The following is an 18,762-nucleotide window of genomic DNA, read 5'->3' on the forward strand; positions in this document are numbered from 1 at the left end:
GGCGGGGATCCCGTGCCGCAGTGGCCATGAGCGCACTGATTGGAGCGGGGCTGGGCGTGTCGCCCGGCGCGCATGCAGCAGTAGAGCCCATCAAGATCGGCGTCATCAGCGAGGAGTCCGCGGTCGCGGGCGCTTCCATCAGCAAGGCCGCGCAGCTCGCGGCGGAAGAGATCAACGCTCATGGCGGCGTGGACGGCAGGCCGATCCAGATCATCGCGTACGATGACCACTCGTCGGCCTCGGACGGCGTGCGCGCCTTTCAGCGTGCGGCCAGCCAGGACAAGGTGGTGGCGATCATCGGCAGCTATATCAGCGAAGTGGCGCTCGCCATGGAGCCGTGGTCCGCGCGCCTCAAGATGCCCTTCATCACGCCGGGCGCCGCGAGCAACGAGATATCGAAGCGCGTCCACGACGACTACAACAACTACAAGTACACCTTTCACGGCTGGATGACCTCGGCGTTCATCGCGCAGTCCATCTGCGATTTCTCGCACGACGTGCTGGTGGGCGAGTTCAAGATGAAGACGACGGTCGTGATGAGCGAGGACGCCGCCTGGACCAAGCCGCTCGACGAACGCTACCTCGAATGCCTGCCGAAAGCCGGCCTCAAGGTGCTGGACCATATCCGCTTCAATCCGGATACCTCGGACTTCACGCCGATCTTCAATCAGATCGAGGCGAAGCATCCTGATACGATCACCACGGGCATCAGTCACGTGGGCGTGCAGCCCACCGTGCAATGGCATGACCAGCAGGTGCCCATTCCGATGACCGGACAAAGCTCGCAGGCCACCACGACAAGCTTCTGGAAGGACACCAACGGCGCCACGGAAGGCGTCATCACGGCGTCGGCGGCAGCGCCGGGTGTCGCGGTGACGCCGAAGACCGTTCCCTTCGTGGACTCGTACCAGAAGCACTTTGGCGGCGTGTCGCCGGCTTACGATGGTTTCACGAGCTATGACCTCGTGTACATCATTGCCGATGCGATTCATCGCAATCAAGGCTCGACGGACCCGGACAAGATGGTCGATGCGCTCGAAAAGACCGACTACGTGGGCACTATCGGACGCTGGCAGTTCTATGGCAAGAACGATCAGTTCACGCACGCGCTCAAGTACGGCGAAGGGTATATCACCGGCATCAACCTGCAATGGCAGAACGGCAAGCAGGTCGCGATCTGGCCGAAGTCGGTGGCGAACGCCAAGGTCAAGTTCCCGGCCTTCGTCAAGGTGCAGGCAGCAGCGAACTGACGTCCTCTCTTCCAAAGCGGGCGAGCATGCGCGTCCGCTTTTTTTTGCTTCCTGCGGGGACCGGTTCCACCTGAACATCGATCCGACAAGGACCGCCTATGCTTGCGCTGCAGATCCTCATCGATGGTTTTGCGATCAGTTCGCTCTATGCACTCGGCGCGCTCGGCTTCACGCTGATTTTCGGCGTCTCGGGCGTGCTGAATCTCGCGCACGGCGGCGTGATGCTCATCTCCGCGCTGCTCGGCTGGGCGCTGGCGGGCGAGGCCGGCCTGGGCACGTATCTCGGCACGCCGCTCGGTGTGATCTGCGGGATGATTGCCGCCTACCTCACGTACTTCATGGTGGTGCGGCCCATTCAGCGGTCCAGCGCGATCCCGCGTGAGGAGAAAGAGATCTTCGTGCTCACCGGCACGCTGCTGTGGGGCATCATGATCCAGCAGGGCATGGCCTGGCTGTTCTCCGACAACCCCGTCACGATACGTCCGCTGATTCCGGGCGTCACGAGCCTGGCGGGCGTGCGCGTGCCCTATAACGAGATCATGATCGCCGTGGTGTGCTGGGTCGTGATCGGTCTGCTGTGGCTCTTCGTGAACCGCACGAAGGCGGGCAAGGCGCTGCTCGCGGCATCGATGAACCCGCGCGGGCTCACGCTGCTCGGCTCCGAACTGTCGCGCATCTATCTGCTGGCATGGACGCTGTACGGCGTGTTGGCGGGCGTGGCCGGCGTCCTGCTGGCGTCGTTCCTCGGCGTCAGCACGAACAACGCCGGGCAGCTCACGGCGAGCGCGTTTTCGATTGTCGTGCTGGGCGGGCTCGGCAGCGTTTCCGGTTCGTTGCTGGCGGCCTATGTCGTCGGTTATCTGGAGACCGTGACCGCGTATCTGATCGCGCCGACGCTGCGGCCCTTGCCCGCGCTGCTGCTGCTCGTGCTGGTCGTGTATGTGCGGCCGCAAGGCTTTCTTGGACGGCGCTGATCATGAAGGATATCGGAGGTTCACGCCTGATCGTCGCCGCCGTGGTGCTCGCGGTGATCGCCGCGACGCTGCCGTGGTGGCTCACCGGCTATATCCTCGGCGTGCTGACGGTGGCCTATTACTTCGGCGTCTTCGCGATGGCGTGGGACCTGTTGTTCGGCTTCGCGGGCGAGGTCAACTTCGGGCCGACCTTCCTGATCGGCCTCGGCGCCTATTCGGCCGCGATCCTCAACGCGCATGCGGCCGCGCCCATTGCGATATGCGTGATCGCTGGCGGTCTCGTCGCGCTGGTCGGCGGTCTTCTTCTCGCGGTGCCCGCGTTGCGCCTGCGCGGTCCGTACTTCGGTCTGGTCACGCTCGTGGCAGTGCTACTGCTGCAGAACGCCATCGTGATCTTCGCGGGCATCACGGGCGGCGAGATCGGCATGATGGTGCCGGACGTGATGTCCGTCGATGCCGGCATCAACTACTGGATCGCGCTCGCCTTCCTGATTGTCTGCGCGATCATCCTGTTCGGGCTGTCGCGCTCGGCCATCGGGCTGATCCTGCAGGCAAGCGGCCAGGACACCGTCGGCGCGCAGGCGCTCGGCTTCAACGTGGTCAAGCACAAGCTCGCGGCCTTCTGCATCAGCGCGGTGTTCTCGGGTGTCGCGGGCGCGATGCTGGTGTTCTATCAGGGCACGGCGTCGGTCAGCACGGTGGTCGATATCGGCATTGGCGTGCAGATCATCATCGCGGCGGTGCTGGGCGGCAGGCGCACCATCCTCGGCGCGGTGCTCGGCTCGATTTTCCTCATCGTCGCGGGCGAGTTCCTGCGGCCTCTCGGCCAGATCAATACCTTCGTGGTCGCGGCCGTGGCGCTCGCGGTCATCCTGTTCTTTCCCGATGGCCTGCTCGGCAACCTCCTGCGCGTGAGGGAACACGAATGAACGACCACGAGAATCCCGCGCCTCTGCTTGCCGTGCGAGGCCTGACCAAACGCTTCGGCGGCCTGGTCGCGGTGAAGGACATTGGCTTCGAGATCCGGCCGGGAGAGATCCTGGGCCTCATCGGACCGAACGGCTCCGGCAAGTCGACGGTCATGAAGCTCATCATGGGCATCGAGCGGCCCAATGCAGGGTCCATCAAGGTGGATGGCGTGGAGATGGCCGGCTGGCTGCCGCATCGCATTGCGCGCGCCGGCGTGGGTATCGTGTTCCAGCATTCGCGGCCACTGCATCGGCAGACCGTGCTCGAACACATCAAGCTGGCGCTGTTGCCCGATTCGCTCGTGAAGCTTGCGGCCGATCCGCATGTCAATCGACGGGCACGCGAGATTGCGGAACGCGTGGGGCTGGGCGGCGTGATGCATCGGCATCCGGCTACCTTGCCGTTCGCGGATCTGCGGCGGATGGAAATGGCGAAGGCGATTGCACGCGATCCGCGTGTCGTGCTCGTCGATGAACCTTTCGCCGGTCTCACTGCCGCCGAGTCCGAAACCTTCTCGGAACTGATTCGCGGTTTTCGCGCGGAGGGGCGGGCGGTGCTGCTCGTCGATCACAACGTGAAGAGCCTTGCGGCGCTCGCGGACCGGGTGCTTGCGATGTATCTCGGCGAGTACGTGGCCGAAGGAACGGCCGACGAAGTGATGCGCAACGAGACCGTGCGGCGCGTCTATCTCGGCGGCAAGATCGAGGCACGGGAGCGCGGCGCGGAAGTAGTGAACAGCAGGCCCGCGATCCTTCAGGTGGAAGACGCTGGCGTGCTGTACGGCAAGGCGCGCGCGCTCGATGGCGTGAATCTGCATGTGCGCGAGGGCGAGTTCGTCTCAGTAGTCGGGTTGAATGGTGCGGGCAAGACGACCTTGTTCAATGCCATCTCAGGACTGGTGCCGTATCAGGGGACGATACGTTTCGGCACACGGGACCTGAAGGGGATGAGCGGCGCGGCGATTGCGCGATCGGGTATCGTGCAGTGTCCTGAAACGCGCGAGTTGTTCGGCGACATGACGGTGCGCGAAAACCTCGATCTCGGTGGTTATCATCTCGCCGACAAGACTCGCGCGGGTCAACTCGAATGGCTCTTTGAGCTGTTTCCCATATTGCGGGCACGCCAGACGCAGACCGCCCGCACCTTGTCGGGCGGTGAACAACAGATGCTCGCCATTGCGCGTGCGCTGATGATGCAGCCCAAGCTCCTCATTCTCGATGAACCGACGCTCGGCCTCGCACCGGTGATACTGGAGCAGTTGTCGAAGGCGCTGGAGCTCTTGCAGAAGACCACGCCGATCACCGTGCTGCTGGGCGAGCAGAACGTCACCTTTGCCTTGCCGCATGCAGATCGCGTATATGTGCTCGAACATGCGCGCATTGTGTGGGAAGGCAGCCCCGCTCGTTTCGAAAAGGAGATGGGGCACGGATTTCTCGAAGCTATCCCGTCAGGCACCGCATCTGACGTGCAGGCGAAGGTATGACGCTTCGATCATCTTCCGCGCTACAGCCTGCCTACGCTTCATTCAATCGATCCACGTTTGCCTGATTGATCTTCGTCCTCAGTTTAAATCTTTCTCGCGAAGCTCCCTGCTCCATTCGGAATGGAAAAGCTATCAGATGCTTAAGTCTGAATCGTCGCATTTTTACGTGCGTCAAGTCTTCATGACGATCGGCTGCATCATGCGCGATGCGCGTCGCGCGGGGAAGTTATCCGAACCGGAATCCGAACCACTCGACTGAGCGCGTGTCATTGCACGTGTAGGAGCAAGAGTGGATCTGTATTTCGAAGAGTGTGGTTTGAGAAATCGCACGGCGTCGTCATTTTCGCGGCGCGCGCACCGTTCGGAGTGGAGTATCGAGCACGCCGAGCCGGATGAAACCGAAGCGCCCGATCATGTTTCACGAGGCGGACAGGCCGGCCTCCAGCAGATGTTCGAGAAGGTACTGGTTCAGGCCGTGTTGCAGGTGGCCGGAGGCGCATTCCATCATGTGTTCGCGGCCAAGACCGCTTTCAACGATCTTGAAGCGATCTGGTCAAGCGCTGCGCCATGGGATCAGCAATTGCTTCAGTTGGCGGATATTCTTCCGCGTTATTCGCAGTGGCTTCCCGGGCCCATGCAGCCGCGCCTCACCGCGATTGCCGATAACCTTAAAGATGCGATCAGCATCTGGCAGAGCGCAAAGGAGATCGGCGAGATCTTGCGCGGAGTGGACGAACGCGGCGGGTCGTGGATGGACAAGCTTGACAGTTCACTACGCGCGCTGACGGGTTTCGAAAGTCGCCTGCCGGCGCGGATTCAGCCCATGCTGGCCAGCCTCAAAGGGATCATCCGCCATGCAGATGCGGTGCACGAGTTGTACGCGCGACTGCGCGCTGAGGACGAGGTTTCGAACGAGGATCATGACGAGCACGGACGTGGCTGGGTCGAGCGGCTTGCACGCAGACTTCCCTCCGAGCTTTCACGCATGCTTCTGGAAGACGCGGATTCGCCGGCTCTGCTGCGTGAAGCCGCTCGGGCCTATGAGGCATTCGAGGCAGCGCGTCGAGGCGCCTCGGTAAAAGAGGTTATGGAAGCGCTGAAGGATTGGGCGGGCGCTGAACCTGGCGAGACGATGGATTTCCTCGATACGATCAGGCTTCATATCGGCGCATACCTGCAAGCGTATGAAACGATGAGCGCAATCATGAGCCGCCCCAGGACTCTGGATGTGCGTCTGAGAGAGTGCGCGGCCTTTATCGCGTATGAATGCCCGCCGCAGCTGAAGGATTTACTTCTCGCGCGCGCTTCCCCAGCCATCGATCTATGTGTTGGTCTGACACGGAGCTATGCCGCGGCGCAAGGCTTTTATGAATCGGCGATGACCATTGCCGCAGCCGACACGCCCGTGCATGAAAAGCTGACCGGCTTGATTCAAGTGATCGATCGATTTGCCTCGGCCGATCTCCAGCCATTGCCTCAAAGCGCACAAAACCTGATTGCGCGGGTGTCGCAGGTATTGCACGTGACAGCGGCGGGTTTCGCGCTCGGCCAGGCAGCGAGCGCGCAGGAGACGATTTCGCATTTGCGCGCGGTCGTCGAGCAACTCGGGGCCTCGCTGCCGCACTTGCTCGACGTGCTTCCCGAAGGCTCCGGAGATTCGGCAGAGACCGTGGTGCGTGTGCTGGACTTGCTGGTACGACAGTTCGAAGCGCTCTCGCGTCTGCCTGAGCGCCCGGGATTCGAAGATGTCATGCAGGCGTTTCTTCAGGACCAGGGCTCGCTGCCCTGGCTGCCCGAGTTCATGCAACCGCTGCTGCAAGTGGCGCGACAATTGAGCAGACTGCTGCCGTCATGGAGAAGTTATCCGGAATCCGGATCGCTGGCCGATCAATTGAGCTGGACGCTGGAGACGCTTCAGAGCGAGCAGCTCACTGACGAGACCATTGGACTGCTTCCCGCCAGGGTCGCCGGCATTGTGCGTCCCGGTCGCGTCGTGTTTCTCCGCATGAAGGGCTTTCCGGTCTTGGCGTCTCCTGTTGAGCAAGCACAGTGGTTGATGAGGCAGCTGTCGGAAGCGGAACTGGGTGAACTTCTGGCGGCCGGCGGCCTGCCGGTTGCGGAGTGGCGGAGGGCGTTCATCAGCGACGAGCATGTGGGCGTCTGGTTCGACGCACTACTGGACCTCACGCGGTGCAAGTCGTGGACGGCCGCCGCGAATACCGTGTTCAATCTTGCGACGCTGAGTCATGTCCGAGCGGCTTCGCTGTCAACCGTGGAGGCTGCGCTGGCCTATGTTCCATTCGGTGCTCAGGCGAAGCAGATCCTGCATTGGGTGAAAGGCACTCAGATCGCAACGACTTGGCAGCAAACGGCGCGTAACTTCTTCAGCGCCGTCAAGAAGGATGTCATGCATGATCCGGCGGCAGCATTCCGACTTCTTCCTGGTGCGATGTCCGCCGACCTCGCGAGAACCATGAAGCTGGTGAAGCGACTGTCGATCTATGCCGATCGCTGGGACTGGGCGGGTGTGCTGTGCGATCTCCGCGAGTTTTCGGAGTCGAAAGCGCTTTGCGATGCCTTGCTTGCCATGCGGATCGCGTGGTCATTCCAGGCGCTGGCCCGCGCGGACGTGCACGAACGGATCGAGCGGCTGGGACAGCTCGAAGCCGATGTGCGCAAGTTGCACATGCTGGGCTGGACCGGCATGAATACGCTCGTCCATCTGTTGCCGTTGTTGCCCGCTTTGTGGGAATTGCGTGGGCAGGTCAGGATCGACGTTTCCGGGGCGCGCAACTGGTTCGATTGGGCCGCCGCGATGATGCGCGCACTCGCGGCGAGCAACGCACCCGCCGCTCAGCAACTGAGGACGAGAATCGAAGAGCAGACGCAGGCATGGGTTGCCGGCGCGCTTCAGGGCGCCATCACGTCGGTGTTGGGCGAGGCATGCGCCACGACCCTGGGCGGTCGACCCGGCGGGGCAATGTTGACGCCGCTTGAGCCGCGCTTCGCGCGTGACCTTTCTCTTGCTGGCGTGGAGGAAGACAGTGAAGGCATCTTCCGCGTGGACGGGCGCTGCTATGTTCAATCCGACGGACGCGCGTTTCTGGTGAAGTGGAATTTGGACGAGCGCGCGTTCTGCTTGATTGCTAACGAGCGAGCGGGGGAGGGTCATGGACGGCGGCCGCTGGTGCGGACGATGAATCGATGGTGGACCAGGCGTCGTGCCCAAGGGGGCTTGGGCGGCGGCCCCATTCTGTTTGAGCCGTCAGCGGAAACGGGCATCGGCGCGCCGCAACCGGCTGCGGACACGGGGGACATCCTCGAGGCACGCGGGATCGAATACTGGAACGACGATAACCAGGTCCGGCTGCGTGACTTCGTGATCGCATCGGATGAACAGGAGTCGTCCGCGAGCTGGAAACCCATCGTGGCAGGTGTGGCGGGCGGCCTGGGCCTGCTGGGTGTGATCGGGTACTTCTGTTATATGGCGGCGGGCCGAGCGCGCACAGCGCGGTCAGGCAATCAGGACAAGGACGCCAATGAGCCATTGCTCGAACCGGCCGTGCCGCTGCAGGATCTGGCGGAATTGCGCCCAAGCGAGTCGTCTGAGGAACTGAGCGAATTGCTCGATAAACCAGTGGCAACGCACGCCATACAGAGCGCCGATGTGAATGGTCCATCGGGCGCACAGCTTTCGACATGGCGCCCCACGAATACCGAGCTGATCTTGGGCGTGCTGATAGGGGGCGTGTCGCTGGCGGCGGCCGGATGGGCGTCGCGTCAGGCGTGGATCGGATATAACCGCTCCACTGGCGTTGTGGACGATGCGGTTCTGAGTGTGGCTCGTCAAGCTCCTGCGCGGCAGTTCGACATCGTCATCGATGTGCCGTTCGATGCCAGCGCCCTTCATTCGGGTCATCACGTTTCCAAGCGTCAGGCAGCTCCTTTCAGAGCAGCCGCTCAGAACGATTCGATTGAACATTGGGCTTTGCCCCGCTACTCGGAGGCCAGCGATTACCTGACGGCCATGGTGCTGGAACGCTTCGATCAGTCGGCCAGTTACAAGCCGAACGAGGGCGACTTTGCGACGAAGGTGGCCGACGGCATCTATTGGAATGCGCAGCGAAGCCGCTCGTATATCTGCATTGCGGGTCGCTACTGGAGAATTCATGTGCTTACAGCTGAAGACTCCCGAAGAGTAGGCTGGGACCGTCGCATCGCCAAGATTTTTTCATTGAATGACGCCGACAAAAGCATATTCGTCAAGAAAGAGGATGAAAAATGGAGGCCGTTCGCGGATCCCATCAAGCCGCTGCCCAGCAACGCCGCAGCGGCGATCTGTCTGGATCCTTCGGTTTCAAGAGCAGTCAAGCGCTGGTCCTTCGAAGAGGTGTTTCACTATCCCGACGAGGTTCCCGGCGTTGAAGGGCGGCTGTACACCCACTGGGGCGGCGCCCACTACATCGTGATAGACGGCAAATACCGTTCCGCCACGCTATTCCACCCCAATCTGTTGTGCGTCATGGGCAGCGCCTCGGGCGCTTCCGCTGAGCGGCTGTATCTCAAGCGGCATCCGTTCGGCAGCATCTGGACGGTCGCAGCGGTCGTCCGGCCTCTGCCGTTGCCGAGGAAGTTTTCTGATGATCTCATAGGACGAGCAAACGCTCTTCTTAACGGAAAGCCCTCGGTGCCTGATCTGAAAAAAGACGAGACATCGGATGTGTATCGCAGCGTGAATGAGCCGAATCAGGGGTATGTGCTTCTCGACGGTCTGTACTACAAGTGCAAGAGCATCAGTGGAGGCATGTTCACCTATCCGGCAGGCAGCTGTCATGAGGTATGGGAGATTTATAACGTCAACCCAGTTCCGTTCCGCGATTCGATCTATGCGGGAGTGGATGCCGAAAGGAACTGGAGATCGTTGATTCAGAACAACAAGAATGAACTCTGGCTGGAGGACATCGACTATGCGTCCATCGCCCTGCAAGATCGTGTGACCGCTAGTGTCCAGCCTGCCTTTATCAACTATCCCGCAGCGGTGACCGCGCTCCTTCCGGGAAAATTCGAATCCTTCGATGAAACTCCGTTCCTGAGGGTCAATGGAAAGCTCTACCGCTGCGAGACCGTGACGATTCCAGCGGATGAATTTGCGGATACGGTGTTGACTGAAACTGTCAAGTTTGGCAATTACTACGCCGCTTACGCGCGTGCTTCCTGGGTACTGCTGCAGAAGGATGCACAGGGAAAATGGGGGGTGGAAGAAAGCGGCACAACGACATCCGCGGCGACCGACGACCTTTCATTCTCGGTCAGCGCCGGCGTGTATGGAATCGCGAAGTCGTTCGACCCCGCCTATGCGCTTGCGGACGGCGACACAGGTGTGGGCAAGGACGGAAATGTGTACCGCCGCGACGATCAACTGTATTTGAGCATCGACGGAAAGTATTGGCCGTTTTTTCTTCTGGCTCCTCACATGGGAATCGTGTTCGGTAATGCGACACGCACCCGCATGGTCAACTTGGTCAATGCCGGAGGCGTGTGGACGGCCGATTCCGTCGCCCCGCCGCTCGCGGCGTTGAGCCAGCTGTTCGAGACGAGATCATTTGATGGCTTGCAGGCTTCCTTAGGTATGCTCTTGCAGAAGCGCGGCTTTTCGATCTGGTCTCAGCTGCTCGATGCGCTTGATTATGCGGCGGATCATTACATCTACTCCAGCTATCTCGAACCGGGAAGTGAGAACTTCAAAAGAGCGCTGAAGCTGAAATTCCAGACAGCATTCTTGAAGAGCATCACGGACCAGAGCAGCGCCGGATTGAATCTGTCAGAGCCCAAGGCCAGGGTCGACCCCGATCGCGTCTGGGACGTGAGGAAAATAAGCCAAATTTTGACCTTCGTCGCGCAAGAGCGGGAGGCCTTCGACGACGTCGATTTTCGTGAGGCGTATATCGTGCACGGCTCATCGGCTCAAATACAGGCGGAGTTCGAGAAAGCCAAAAAAGAACATGAGGCGGTTGATGTTCAACTAAAGAATGCCAGAAGGAAAAAACTAGATCTTCTGTTATACGGGGAGGCACGCGGTAACAAGACGAAGCAAGACTTGAAACTAGACTATTGGGAGCGTGAAATCACCCGGCTCCGGCCGTGGCGCGGCGCGCTTTCCCTAACCATCCTGGATCTCGAGCAATGGCTGAGCTGTTTCGAGGACAATGTCTTCGCAGCTGGAGTCGCGATGGGGGTGGCGCGGGAGACTGCCGGGCTCAAGGCTCTGAAGGGTACGGGCGGGAGTTCCAGTCATTGGCTATACGAGTTGATGTACAGCGGCCTGGTGGCCGACCTGACCTGGGAAATAATCGCTCAGGCCAGCGCTAGTCCAGAGGCGCCGCAATTGGCGGCTTTGGAAGGTGCTCGCCTTTATATCGAAACCCAGTGGGCCATTCATCACAAGTTCTCGCAGTTCACTGCGAAATTGGCCGCCCTGCCTGAAAACAAATATTGGTTCAATGCGAAGGGAGATTACCGCGACATCCTGTCCGCGCAGAATGCAGGCAAGGCCTTGGCTACCGATCTCTTTCCCATCAAAGATGGCGTGGAGCAGGTTGGCAGCGCACAGGTTCTCTCGGCTTTGGTCTATCACCTCGTCACATCGAACAAGCGTGCATCTTCAGTCGGTGCCGGCGAAATGGACGGGCTGTTTCAGCAGTTCGATCAAGCGAAGCGGGATCTCAATCCGTTGCAAGCTTTTGGAGCGCCGCCCGAGAATTTCTTCTCAATGTCGCAATTCAAGCCGAGTTCGCTGACCGATAGCGACAAGGAATACTACGACCAGTTCGCGGACTATGTGGACCGGGGTTTCATGAACTACGAAGCCTCGTGGATCACCTCGCAGAAGCTCATCGAGGGAAAACTGACTGTCGATGAGCTGTTCGATGTGAAGCGGGTTTATCTGATAAAGAACCCGCTCGAAAGGCGTCGTGAGGCCTATATCAAGCTGAGCAGTTCGGAATGGCTGGTGGTCATCCTTCATAAGCCGGTAGGTTCGAGCGGGAAAGTGGACATCTGCGAAAAGATGCCGGAAGCGGCGCTAAGGACAAAACCGTTTAACTGGTTTCTTATTCCCACGAATGTAGTGAGCGACGGGCATTCCTGGTCCGCGTTGAGGCGTGGTCGGACTATTGGTAGGCCCAGATATGAGTTCTTCGTCCACGCCAAAATCGGGCAATTAAAAGCGGGAGAGACAGTCTTTTCAGCGTTATTCCCGCTGGTTCGCGACGCGCTCTCTGATACGGTCGAGGCGCGGAAGAAGGAGCTGTACACCAATTCCTTCGCGAAGTCATTGCTGTCTTTCTTGCCGTTTTATGGAGAGCTCTACATGTATTTCGTCGACCGCAATTACAAGCCGTCGTTGTGGGAGATTGGCATGGACGTGGGAATGACTGTTCTGTTGCTCTTACCCGGGTTCAACGAGTTGTACAAGGCGGGAACCAGTGCAATCCGCGAAATTTTTGCGCAGGGCGTTCGAAACGGCTTGTCCGGGGCGGACCTTCTCAGGTATGCGGCGTTCGAAGCGGGCGACGCAGCAGCGGACGGCGCCTTGTATACGGCAAAGGCAGTGGCCATGATGATCTTCGACCTTCATTGTCCGGTCTCCTGGCGCATGTTTCATCCTGAGCCCGGTTTCAAGGCGCGAAATTATGGCCGGGCCATGGTCTCGAAGGATCGGGATCTGTTCTTCGGTGCAAGGGCTTACATGCCTTCGGATACGATCAATATGGTGTTCAGGAAGTTAGACGACGAATTCAAGCTCGTGGAAGGTCAACTTCCCGAGGGCAAACTCGTAGAGGTCCATGCCGTGTACAGAGGTTCTCAAATGGAGCCCCTCGCAAGCGCCTCGACGAGCGCATCGGCAAGCTCGACTCCGAAACTCTGGAAGATCGTGGGCAATGATCGCTTGAAGAATCTCTATCTGCTTGAACAGGATGGCAACCGCTATTTGCTGACATTCGACGGTGCGCGCAACCAGTACCGTTTGGTGAACCCTGCTAACCCGACGGAGGCCAGCGACTACGTCTTCCACACGGATCGTGGATGGAGACAGTCTCCACCCAAGGGGCTCTGGGGATTTCCATACGAAACCAAGCCAATCCTGCAATTCGATGCCCGCTTGACCCACGATCGCGGCAATGAAATGCGGGCCCTGATACGCGCAAGTCGCGATGAAGGCCGCAGGTTGCTGACGGGCGGGCTGGAAACATTGCTAACGCCTGGTCCGGAGGTGGACAAGGTGCTCGATATCTTCATGGGCGGGCATTCACCTGAGATGAAGAAAGAGTTGGTGACGAAAATCAACGCATCGGTCGTCGCGCTCGAGCAGCTAAGGCCTTCTAAAGACGTCTCCTACGACCTCATTAATGCGGAGGAAAGGACCGCCATCATGGCAACGGTCACCGGACCCAACCGGGTGCCGCCGCGAGATATCGTCATGACGTCCGGGTCGTCAGTGAGACTCAAACCGGCGAACCATGTTGGGGGCGAATCCGTGGTGCTCATGGCCGCGTACTCGGATGGCATGAAAGTTTTCGAGGACCATCTGGCGGATAACTTCTCGGCAGGCATGGCGCTGACCATGGTTCATGAGAGCTTCCACGTGCACAGCAAGAGCCCATTGGACTGGTACGCCGGGCTGACGCAGGGTGGAATGCATATCAATAACCTGATCTCCTATGCTGGCCGCCATCTGAAGGAGGCAGGAGCAGACGGGCAACTGAAGAACCTGAGCATCGATACCTTGGTGTCGGACAGCCGGTACGATAGCCGTGTCAAATTCACGCTTGCTTATGCGCGCAATCCGCCGAACATCAAAGACTCGGTTTACCGGTTCAAGACCCCTCAAGACGTGGAGAGGGCCTTTGCAGACAAGCCCTTGGTTCGGACCATTCTCAATGACACGTTGACGAACCTTTCGCCCAAGATGGCCTCGAATCCGGATAGCTTTGCATTTGCGATATACGCGCTGAAAAGCCTTCGTTCGGATCCGGAGCGGATGCAGGAATTCTTTCGAAGGTATGACAGCTTGTTCAACACGGACACGGCGGTATTCGAGCCTTTGAGCTGGCCTTTCGTGCAGCCTGGCGGTTAGCGCACGCCCAATGTATAGCGCGTGCGCTGGCGGTAGGATTCACCGGGCCGGAGCACGGCGTTGCTTCTGGCCAGACCGTCCATATTGATGCCATTGGGAAACCCGCCGGCTTCGAGACACAATCCCGCATGCTTGCGGTACCGTGCTTCGTCACGCCCTGTCTCTCCTTCGAGATGGTTGCCCGTATAGAACTGCAATCCGGGCGCGTCAGTTGCTACCTGCAACTTGCGGCCGCTCGATGCGTCGTGCACGATGGCGACGGTGCGAAGTTCCTGCGCCTTGCCGTCGTGCAGCACATAGCAATGGTCGAAACCTCCCGCAAGTTTCAGTTGCTCGTTTGACTCATCGAGACGTGCGCGAATCGACTGCGGCTGACGCAAGTCGAATGCCGTGCCCGCGACGTCTTCGCGCGCCACGGGTATCGAGGCTGCATCGATCGCGAAGATTGCATCCGAAGCAATCGTGATTTCGTGATCGCGAATGTCTGCCGCGGGCGCTGGGCTGCCGCTCAAATTGAAGTAGGCGTGGTTGGTCAGGTTGAGCGCGGTGGGCGCATCGGTGTGCGCTTCGTAGTCGATGGACAGCGTGCCGTGTGCATCGAGCGCGTAGCGCACGTTGACGTCGAGATTGCCCGGAAAGCCCGCTGCCCCGGCTTCCGAACGCAGGCTCATGATCAGCGCAGCGCCGTCGATGCGCGCCTGCCACACCTGCCGGTGAAATCCGGCCGAGCCGCCATGCAGGTGATTCACGCCCTCGTTGCGCTCGACCTGATAGTCAATACCGTCGATAGCAAACCGTCCGTCGCGAATGCGATTCGCCCAGCGCCCGATGATCGCGCCCATGAAGGCCGTGCTGTTCAGATAATCGTCGGGCGCATCGTGGCCGAGCAGCACGTCGGCGAAACGGCCGTCGCGGTCGGGCGCACGCCACGAGAGCAGGGTCGCGCCGAGATCGCTGATGTCGATCTGCATGCCGCTTTCATTGTGCAGCGTATAGACCTGAACATTGCCCCAGCGGCGCAACGTGATGGAAGTCGAGTGTGTCATGCAGTCGGGACCTCAGGGACGCGCGGCGACTTCATCGAGATGCAGCAGCAGATCGGCGGGATCTTCATAGACGCGCAGTGCGCCCGAGCGCTCCAGTTCGTCGCTGCCATAGCCGCCGGACAGCAAGCCCACGCCCAGCGAGCGGCAGCGGCGCGCCGCGAGCATGTCCCAGATGCTGTCGCCGACCACGACTGTATTCTCGATCGGCACGTTCAGGCGCGCGGCGGCGGCGAGAAACAGATCCGGGTCTGGCTTCGCGTACTTCACCTGGTCGCGCGTGACGACAACCTGCTTCGAAGGATCCACGCCCAGCGCTTCGAGGTTGAGCTGAGCGGTTTCCATGCGTCCGCTCGTCGCGATGGCCCAGCGCGTGCCGGCCTGCGTCAGCGCATCGAGGAGTTCGCGCGCGCCCGGGAGCGGGCAGACCTGTGCGCGCAGCCGCTGGTACGCCGCCGCATGCAGCTGACGCAGCCGCTCAACGCGATCCGGACTGATCTGGCCATGCGTCTCGCGCAACAGCTGATTCGTGAACAGCCCACCGCTCATGCCGATCTTGCGATGAATGCGCCACACCGACAACTCGATGCCTTCCGCATCGAGCGCTTCCTTCCACGCCAGCACGTGCTGATAGACGCTGTCGACCAGCGTGCCGTCCAGATCGAACAGGAATGAGGTTTCGATACGCATGGTCTGCTCCCTTTGAATGAACCCGCTGGCCTTCATCATACGCACTGTTGCTGAAGCGGCCCGGCGTGCCGCCCCGTGCCGAATGCGATAATGGATGTTTGCACCGCAAGGGGCATCGGGCGCGGATTGTTCGCGCCGGACACTGGTATTTTGCATCGATAACGCATGACGGAGCCCATCTTGACCCGCATCGACAATCCCTCCCGCGATCAGGAGGCAGGCGTGGCCGACTCCACGCAAGACACGACCCGCATCGACGACACCCGCATCGGCGCGGTGCGTCCGCTGATTTCCCCCGCGTTGCTGCTCGACGAACTGCCCGTGACGCCGGGCGTGCAGACGCTGGTGGAAGAATGCCGCGCGGCTATCGCCCGCATTCTGCATGGCCAGGACGACCGGCTCGTGGTGGTCGTGGGGCCGTGTTCCATTCACGATCACGATCAGGCCATGGAATACGCCCGCCGCCTGAAGGCGGTTGCGGAGACGCTGCGGGACGATCTGCTCATCGTGATGCGGGTGTATTTCGAGAAGCCGCGCACCACGGTGGGCTGGAAAGGCTATATCAACGATCCGCGCCTGGACGGCAGCTTCCGCATCAACGAAGGCCTGCGCCGCGCGCGCGAGCTTCTGCTCGACATCAGCGAGCTCGGCTTGCCGACCGCAACCGAGTTCCTCGACCTGCTGAGCCCGCAGTACATCGCCGATCTGATTGCGTGGGGCGCCATCGGCGCGCGCACGACCGAGTCGCAGAGTCATCGTCAGCTGGCGTCCGGCCTGAGCTGTCCCATCGGCTTCAAGAACGGCACCGACGGCGGCGTGCAGGTGGCGGCGGATGCCATCGTCGCGGCGCGCGCCAGTCACGCGTTCATGGGCATGACCAAGATGGGCATGGCCGCGATCTTCGAAACGCGCGGCAACGACGATTGCCACTTGATCCTGCGCGGCGGCAAGAACGGACCGAACTACGACGCGCAAGGCGTCGGCGAGGCGTGCGCGTCGCTGGCGAAGCTGGGTCAGCGCGAGCAGGTCATGATCGACTGCTCGCATGCCAACTCGAACAAGTCGCATCTGCGCCAGGTGGACGTTGCGCAGGACATCGCGCGGCAACTCGAAGGGGGCGAACGCCGCATCACCGGCGCGATGATCGAGAGCCATCTGGAAGAAGGCCGTCAGGACCTGAAGCCGGGCGTGCCGCTCAAACATGGCGTATCGATCACCGATGCCTGCCTCGGCTGGACGCAAAGCGAGCCGGTGCTCGAACTGCTCGCGGAGGCGGTGCGGAAGCGGCGGGCGCGCTGAGGCGCGCACGAACGGAGGTATTCCGCTAGCACCCGAGGGGAGGCGGAAGGCGGCACGATTGCCTTGCAATCACCAGCCTTCCTCCGGAGCACCTCCCCATGCTCGCTTCCAGCGCCACCTCGAGCAACGCCGCCTTCACGACAGAAGGCGATGATTCGTCAACCGCCGAATCGGCGGATCTTGCGCAACCGGCCAAAGGCGCTTCACCGGCATCTTCCGACGAGGTTGACCTCCCTCGTTCGAAGATCTCGACCCAGTCGCAGCTCGTGACCGACGAATCCGCCCGGACGCGTGTCAAACGGAACGACTCCAGCGAAGACTCCGACGAACCGCTCGCCTCCGCCGATGCCTATGCAGACCATGTCGTAAAGCTCGGCCGGGAACAGCCGTTGAGCACGACGGAGCTGAACGAAGCGCGCTGGAGCGCAGTGCGTTCCGTGCAGGCCAGTCACAGCATGCTGGCCGATTCGCAGACCGCCGACGCCATCGGCAATACGATACTGGATGCGCTGAACGGGTCGCCGATCTTCCAGTACATGGTGAGCTATAGCCAGCGTCATGGCGGCGAGCGGCTAGGCGGCCTCGATTACCGCAACGAGTACGACTACCGGTCCGGGTTCCACGGCGAGGAACGCGCTATCCGCAGCATGACGGCTGACTACCTGCGAGGCCAATCCTCCACGGACATGCCGCTGCAAGTCGACGTCAGTGCGCATTCACGGGACCAGTACCAGCCGCCGTGGGTCAATGTCGGCGTGGTGCCGAATGCGGGTTCCCCCCTCATGGATACCTGGCGCCTGGGGTTGATGCACGAACTCGCGCATCAGCTGACCGACTCGGAAGATCCTTCGAGGGACTCGTCGGAAGACCGCATGGGTCCGACCGAGATTCTCGCTTATCGGGTGGCGGACGAGTTGGGCTGGCACCCTCCGCGGTTCGAAAGCTATGGCTCGGAGGATCGAACGCGTCACTTCATGCATTTCGAACGCGCAGCGCTGATCGACGCGGCAGAACGCAATGCGCCTCACGCCCGGGCTTTCTTCGAACGGCTCGATCTACTGAGCGAACACGGCCATGCCAGCCCCGACTTCCATGAACTCGAAGAGCCGGCGGCAGGGGCCGCCGCGTCCGATCACACCTATTTCCAGCCGGAGCCTGCCGGCGCATCCGCCAGCAATTCGAGTTCCACGGGAATGATTCCCGGTGCGGCGGCGCCGCACAACGTGACCCAGGCGTTGCCGGAGCAGCCGCCGACCGAGGATCTCACCCGCGTGCAGTTCCATCAGGGCGAGCCGTTTCTGTTCCGCTTCGCCGAAAGCACGCCGCTGGGTCCGCCGACAGGCTTCACGAGCGCATGGGCGGCGTCGAGCGCCAGTTGGGACACGCAGGGCCGCTTCTTCCGCTATGGCAAGCCGGTGGACGGCAATCCGCACGTGCGCCAGTTCGTTTTCGACGACGGCAGCAAGGTCGTCATCTCCGCACACCAGCCGCAACTGGCCAACAGCGACGGCACTCACTTCGAGAAGGGCGCAATAGGCGTCGCCGCGACAGTCGTGGGCGCCGTGGCCGGCGGCGTGGCGTTCGGGCCGGCAGGAGCGGTGGCGGGTGCGTCGATCGGCGCGGCCGTGGGCGCCGCGGCCGCGGCCAGGATTGGGTATGACCGGATCTGGCAGCCGTACGACATCAATTACTACTACAAGGGCGCCGACAGCCCTTTCCATAGCCAGTACATGTATCCCTGGGACAGCGACCCGGATCGAGTCAAGCGGCTGACGCAGTTGGCCGACCCGAACCTTTACCCCGACTATGCCGGCAGCGATCCCGACGATCAGTGGCGTTTCTGGCGGTGGCGTTCGGGCGATACGCCGCTGAGAACCTGACAGGGCGATGGCCTGAACGGGCCGAGCGTATTTATCGA

The 18,762-nt window shown here is 61.1% G+C and carries 9 protein-coding genes; 7 read left to right on the top strand and 2 right to left on the bottom strand.

Annotated elements, in window-relative coordinates; all coding sequences use genetic code 11:
• Positions 1-26: 26 nt before the first annotated feature.
• The 5 genes from QCE63_RS21830 (at position 27) to QCE63_RS21850 (ending at position 13,812) form a co-directional block, all read left to right on the top strand.
• A complete protein-coding gene (locus tag QCE63_RS21830; protein ID WP_309835936.1) occupies positions 27-1,250 on the top strand; it encodes an ABC transporter substrate-binding protein in 1,224 nt (407 codons plus the stop codon).
• Between the two features lie 98 nt (positions 1,251-1,348).
• Positions 1,349-2,224 carry a branched-chain amino acid ABC transporter permease gene (locus QCE63_RS21835; RefSeq protein WP_309835938.1) on the top strand — a complete coding sequence of 292 codons (876 nt, stop codon included), beginning with the start codon at positions 1,349-1,351 and terminating at the stop codon, positions 2,222-2,224.
• 2 nt (positions 2,225-2,226) lie between these two features.
• Positions 2,227-3,153 carry a branched-chain amino acid ABC transporter permease gene (locus QCE63_RS21840; protein ID WP_309835940.1) on the top strand — a complete coding sequence of 309 codons (927 nt, stop codon included), beginning with the start codon at positions 2,227-2,229 and terminating at the stop codon, positions 3,151-3,153.
• Positions 3,150-4,676 carry an ATP-binding cassette domain-containing protein gene (locus QCE63_RS21845; RefSeq protein WP_309835941.1) on the top strand — a complete coding sequence of 509 codons (1,527 nt, stop codon included), beginning with the start codon at positions 3,150-3,152 and terminating at the stop codon, positions 4,674-4,676. The genes QCE63_RS21840 and QCE63_RS21845 overlap by 4 nt, the downstream gene beginning before the upstream one ends.
• A gap of 289 nt (positions 4,677-4,965) precedes the next feature.
• Positions 4,966-13,812, top strand: coding sequence for a hypothetical protein (locus QCE63_RS21850; protein WP_309835942.1), 8,847 nt, complete (start codon positions 4,966-4,968; stop codon positions 13,810-13,812).
• Here the strand turns inward: QCE63_RS21850 and QCE63_RS21855 are convergent.
• Together QCE63_RS21855 and QCE63_RS21860 are read right to left on the bottom strand one after the other, a co-directional pair.
• Positions 13,809-14,858 (bottom strand): aldose epimerase family protein, encoded by a 1,050-nt coding sequence (locus QCE63_RS21855; protein ID WP_309835943.1) that lies wholly within the window; start codon positions 14,856-14,858, stop codon positions 13,809-13,811. The two genes, QCE63_RS21850 and QCE63_RS21855, sit on opposite strands and share 4 nt — an antisense overlap.
• Positions 14,859-14,870: 12 nt before the next feature.
• Complete coding sequence (locus QCE63_RS21860; protein WP_309835944.1) at positions 14,871-15,545, bottom strand: HAD family hydrolase; 675 nt, start codon at positions 15,543-15,545, stop codon at positions 14,871-14,873.
• 180 nt (positions 15,546-15,725) lie between these two features.
• Between QCE63_RS21860 and QCE63_RS21865 the strand changes: the two genes are divergently transcribed.
• Positions 15,726-16,844, top strand: coding sequence for a 3-deoxy-7-phosphoheptulonate synthase (locus QCE63_RS21865; RefSeq protein WP_309835945.1), 1,119 nt, complete (start codon positions 15,726-15,728; stop codon positions 16,842-16,844).
• 98 nt (positions 16,845-16,942) lie between these two features.
• The gene (locus tag QCE63_RS21870; RefSeq protein ID WP_309835947.1) at positions 16,943-18,724 is read left to right on the top strand and encodes a M85 family metallopeptidase; all 1,782 of its coding nucleotides are present in this window, start codon (positions 16,943-16,945) and stop codon (positions 18,722-18,724) included.
• The last annotated feature ends 38 nt before the right edge of the window (positions 18,725-18,762 follow it).

This window comes from Caballeronia sp. LZ065 (assembly GCF_031450975.1).
Taxonomy (GTDB): Bacteria; Pseudomonadota; Gammaproteobacteria; order Burkholderiales; family Burkholderiaceae; genus Caballeronia.

Excerpts from the sequence above, each read along its gene's own strand:
- QCE63_RS21830 (WP_309835936.1), top strand. The coding sequence starts at position 27 with ATGAGCGCACTGATTGGAGCGGGGCTGGGCGTGTCGCCCGGCGCGCAT.
- QCE63_RS21835 (WP_309835938.1), top strand. The coding sequence starts at position 1,349 with ATGCTTGCGCTGCAGATCCTCATCGATGGTTTTGCGATCAGTTCGCTC.
- QCE63_RS21840 (WP_309835940.1), top strand. The coding sequence starts at position 2,227 with ATGAAGGATATCGGAGGTTCACGCCTGATCGTCGCCGCCGTGGTGCTC.
- QCE63_RS21845 (WP_309835941.1), top strand. The coding sequence starts at position 3,150 with ATGAACGACCACGAGAATCCCGCGCCTCTGCTTGCCGTGCGAGGCCTG.
- QCE63_RS21855 (WP_309835943.1), bottom strand. The coding sequence starts at position 14,858 with ATGACACACTCGACTTCCATCACGTTGCGCCGCTGGGGCAATGTTCAG.
- QCE63_RS21860 (WP_309835944.1), bottom strand. The coding sequence starts at position 15,545 with ATGCGTATCGAAACCTCATTCCTGTTCGATCTGGACGGCACGCTGGTC.
- QCE63_RS21870 (WP_309835947.1), top strand. The coding sequence starts at position 16,943 with ATGCTCGCTTCCAGCGCCACCTCGAGCAACGCCGCCTTCACGACAGAA.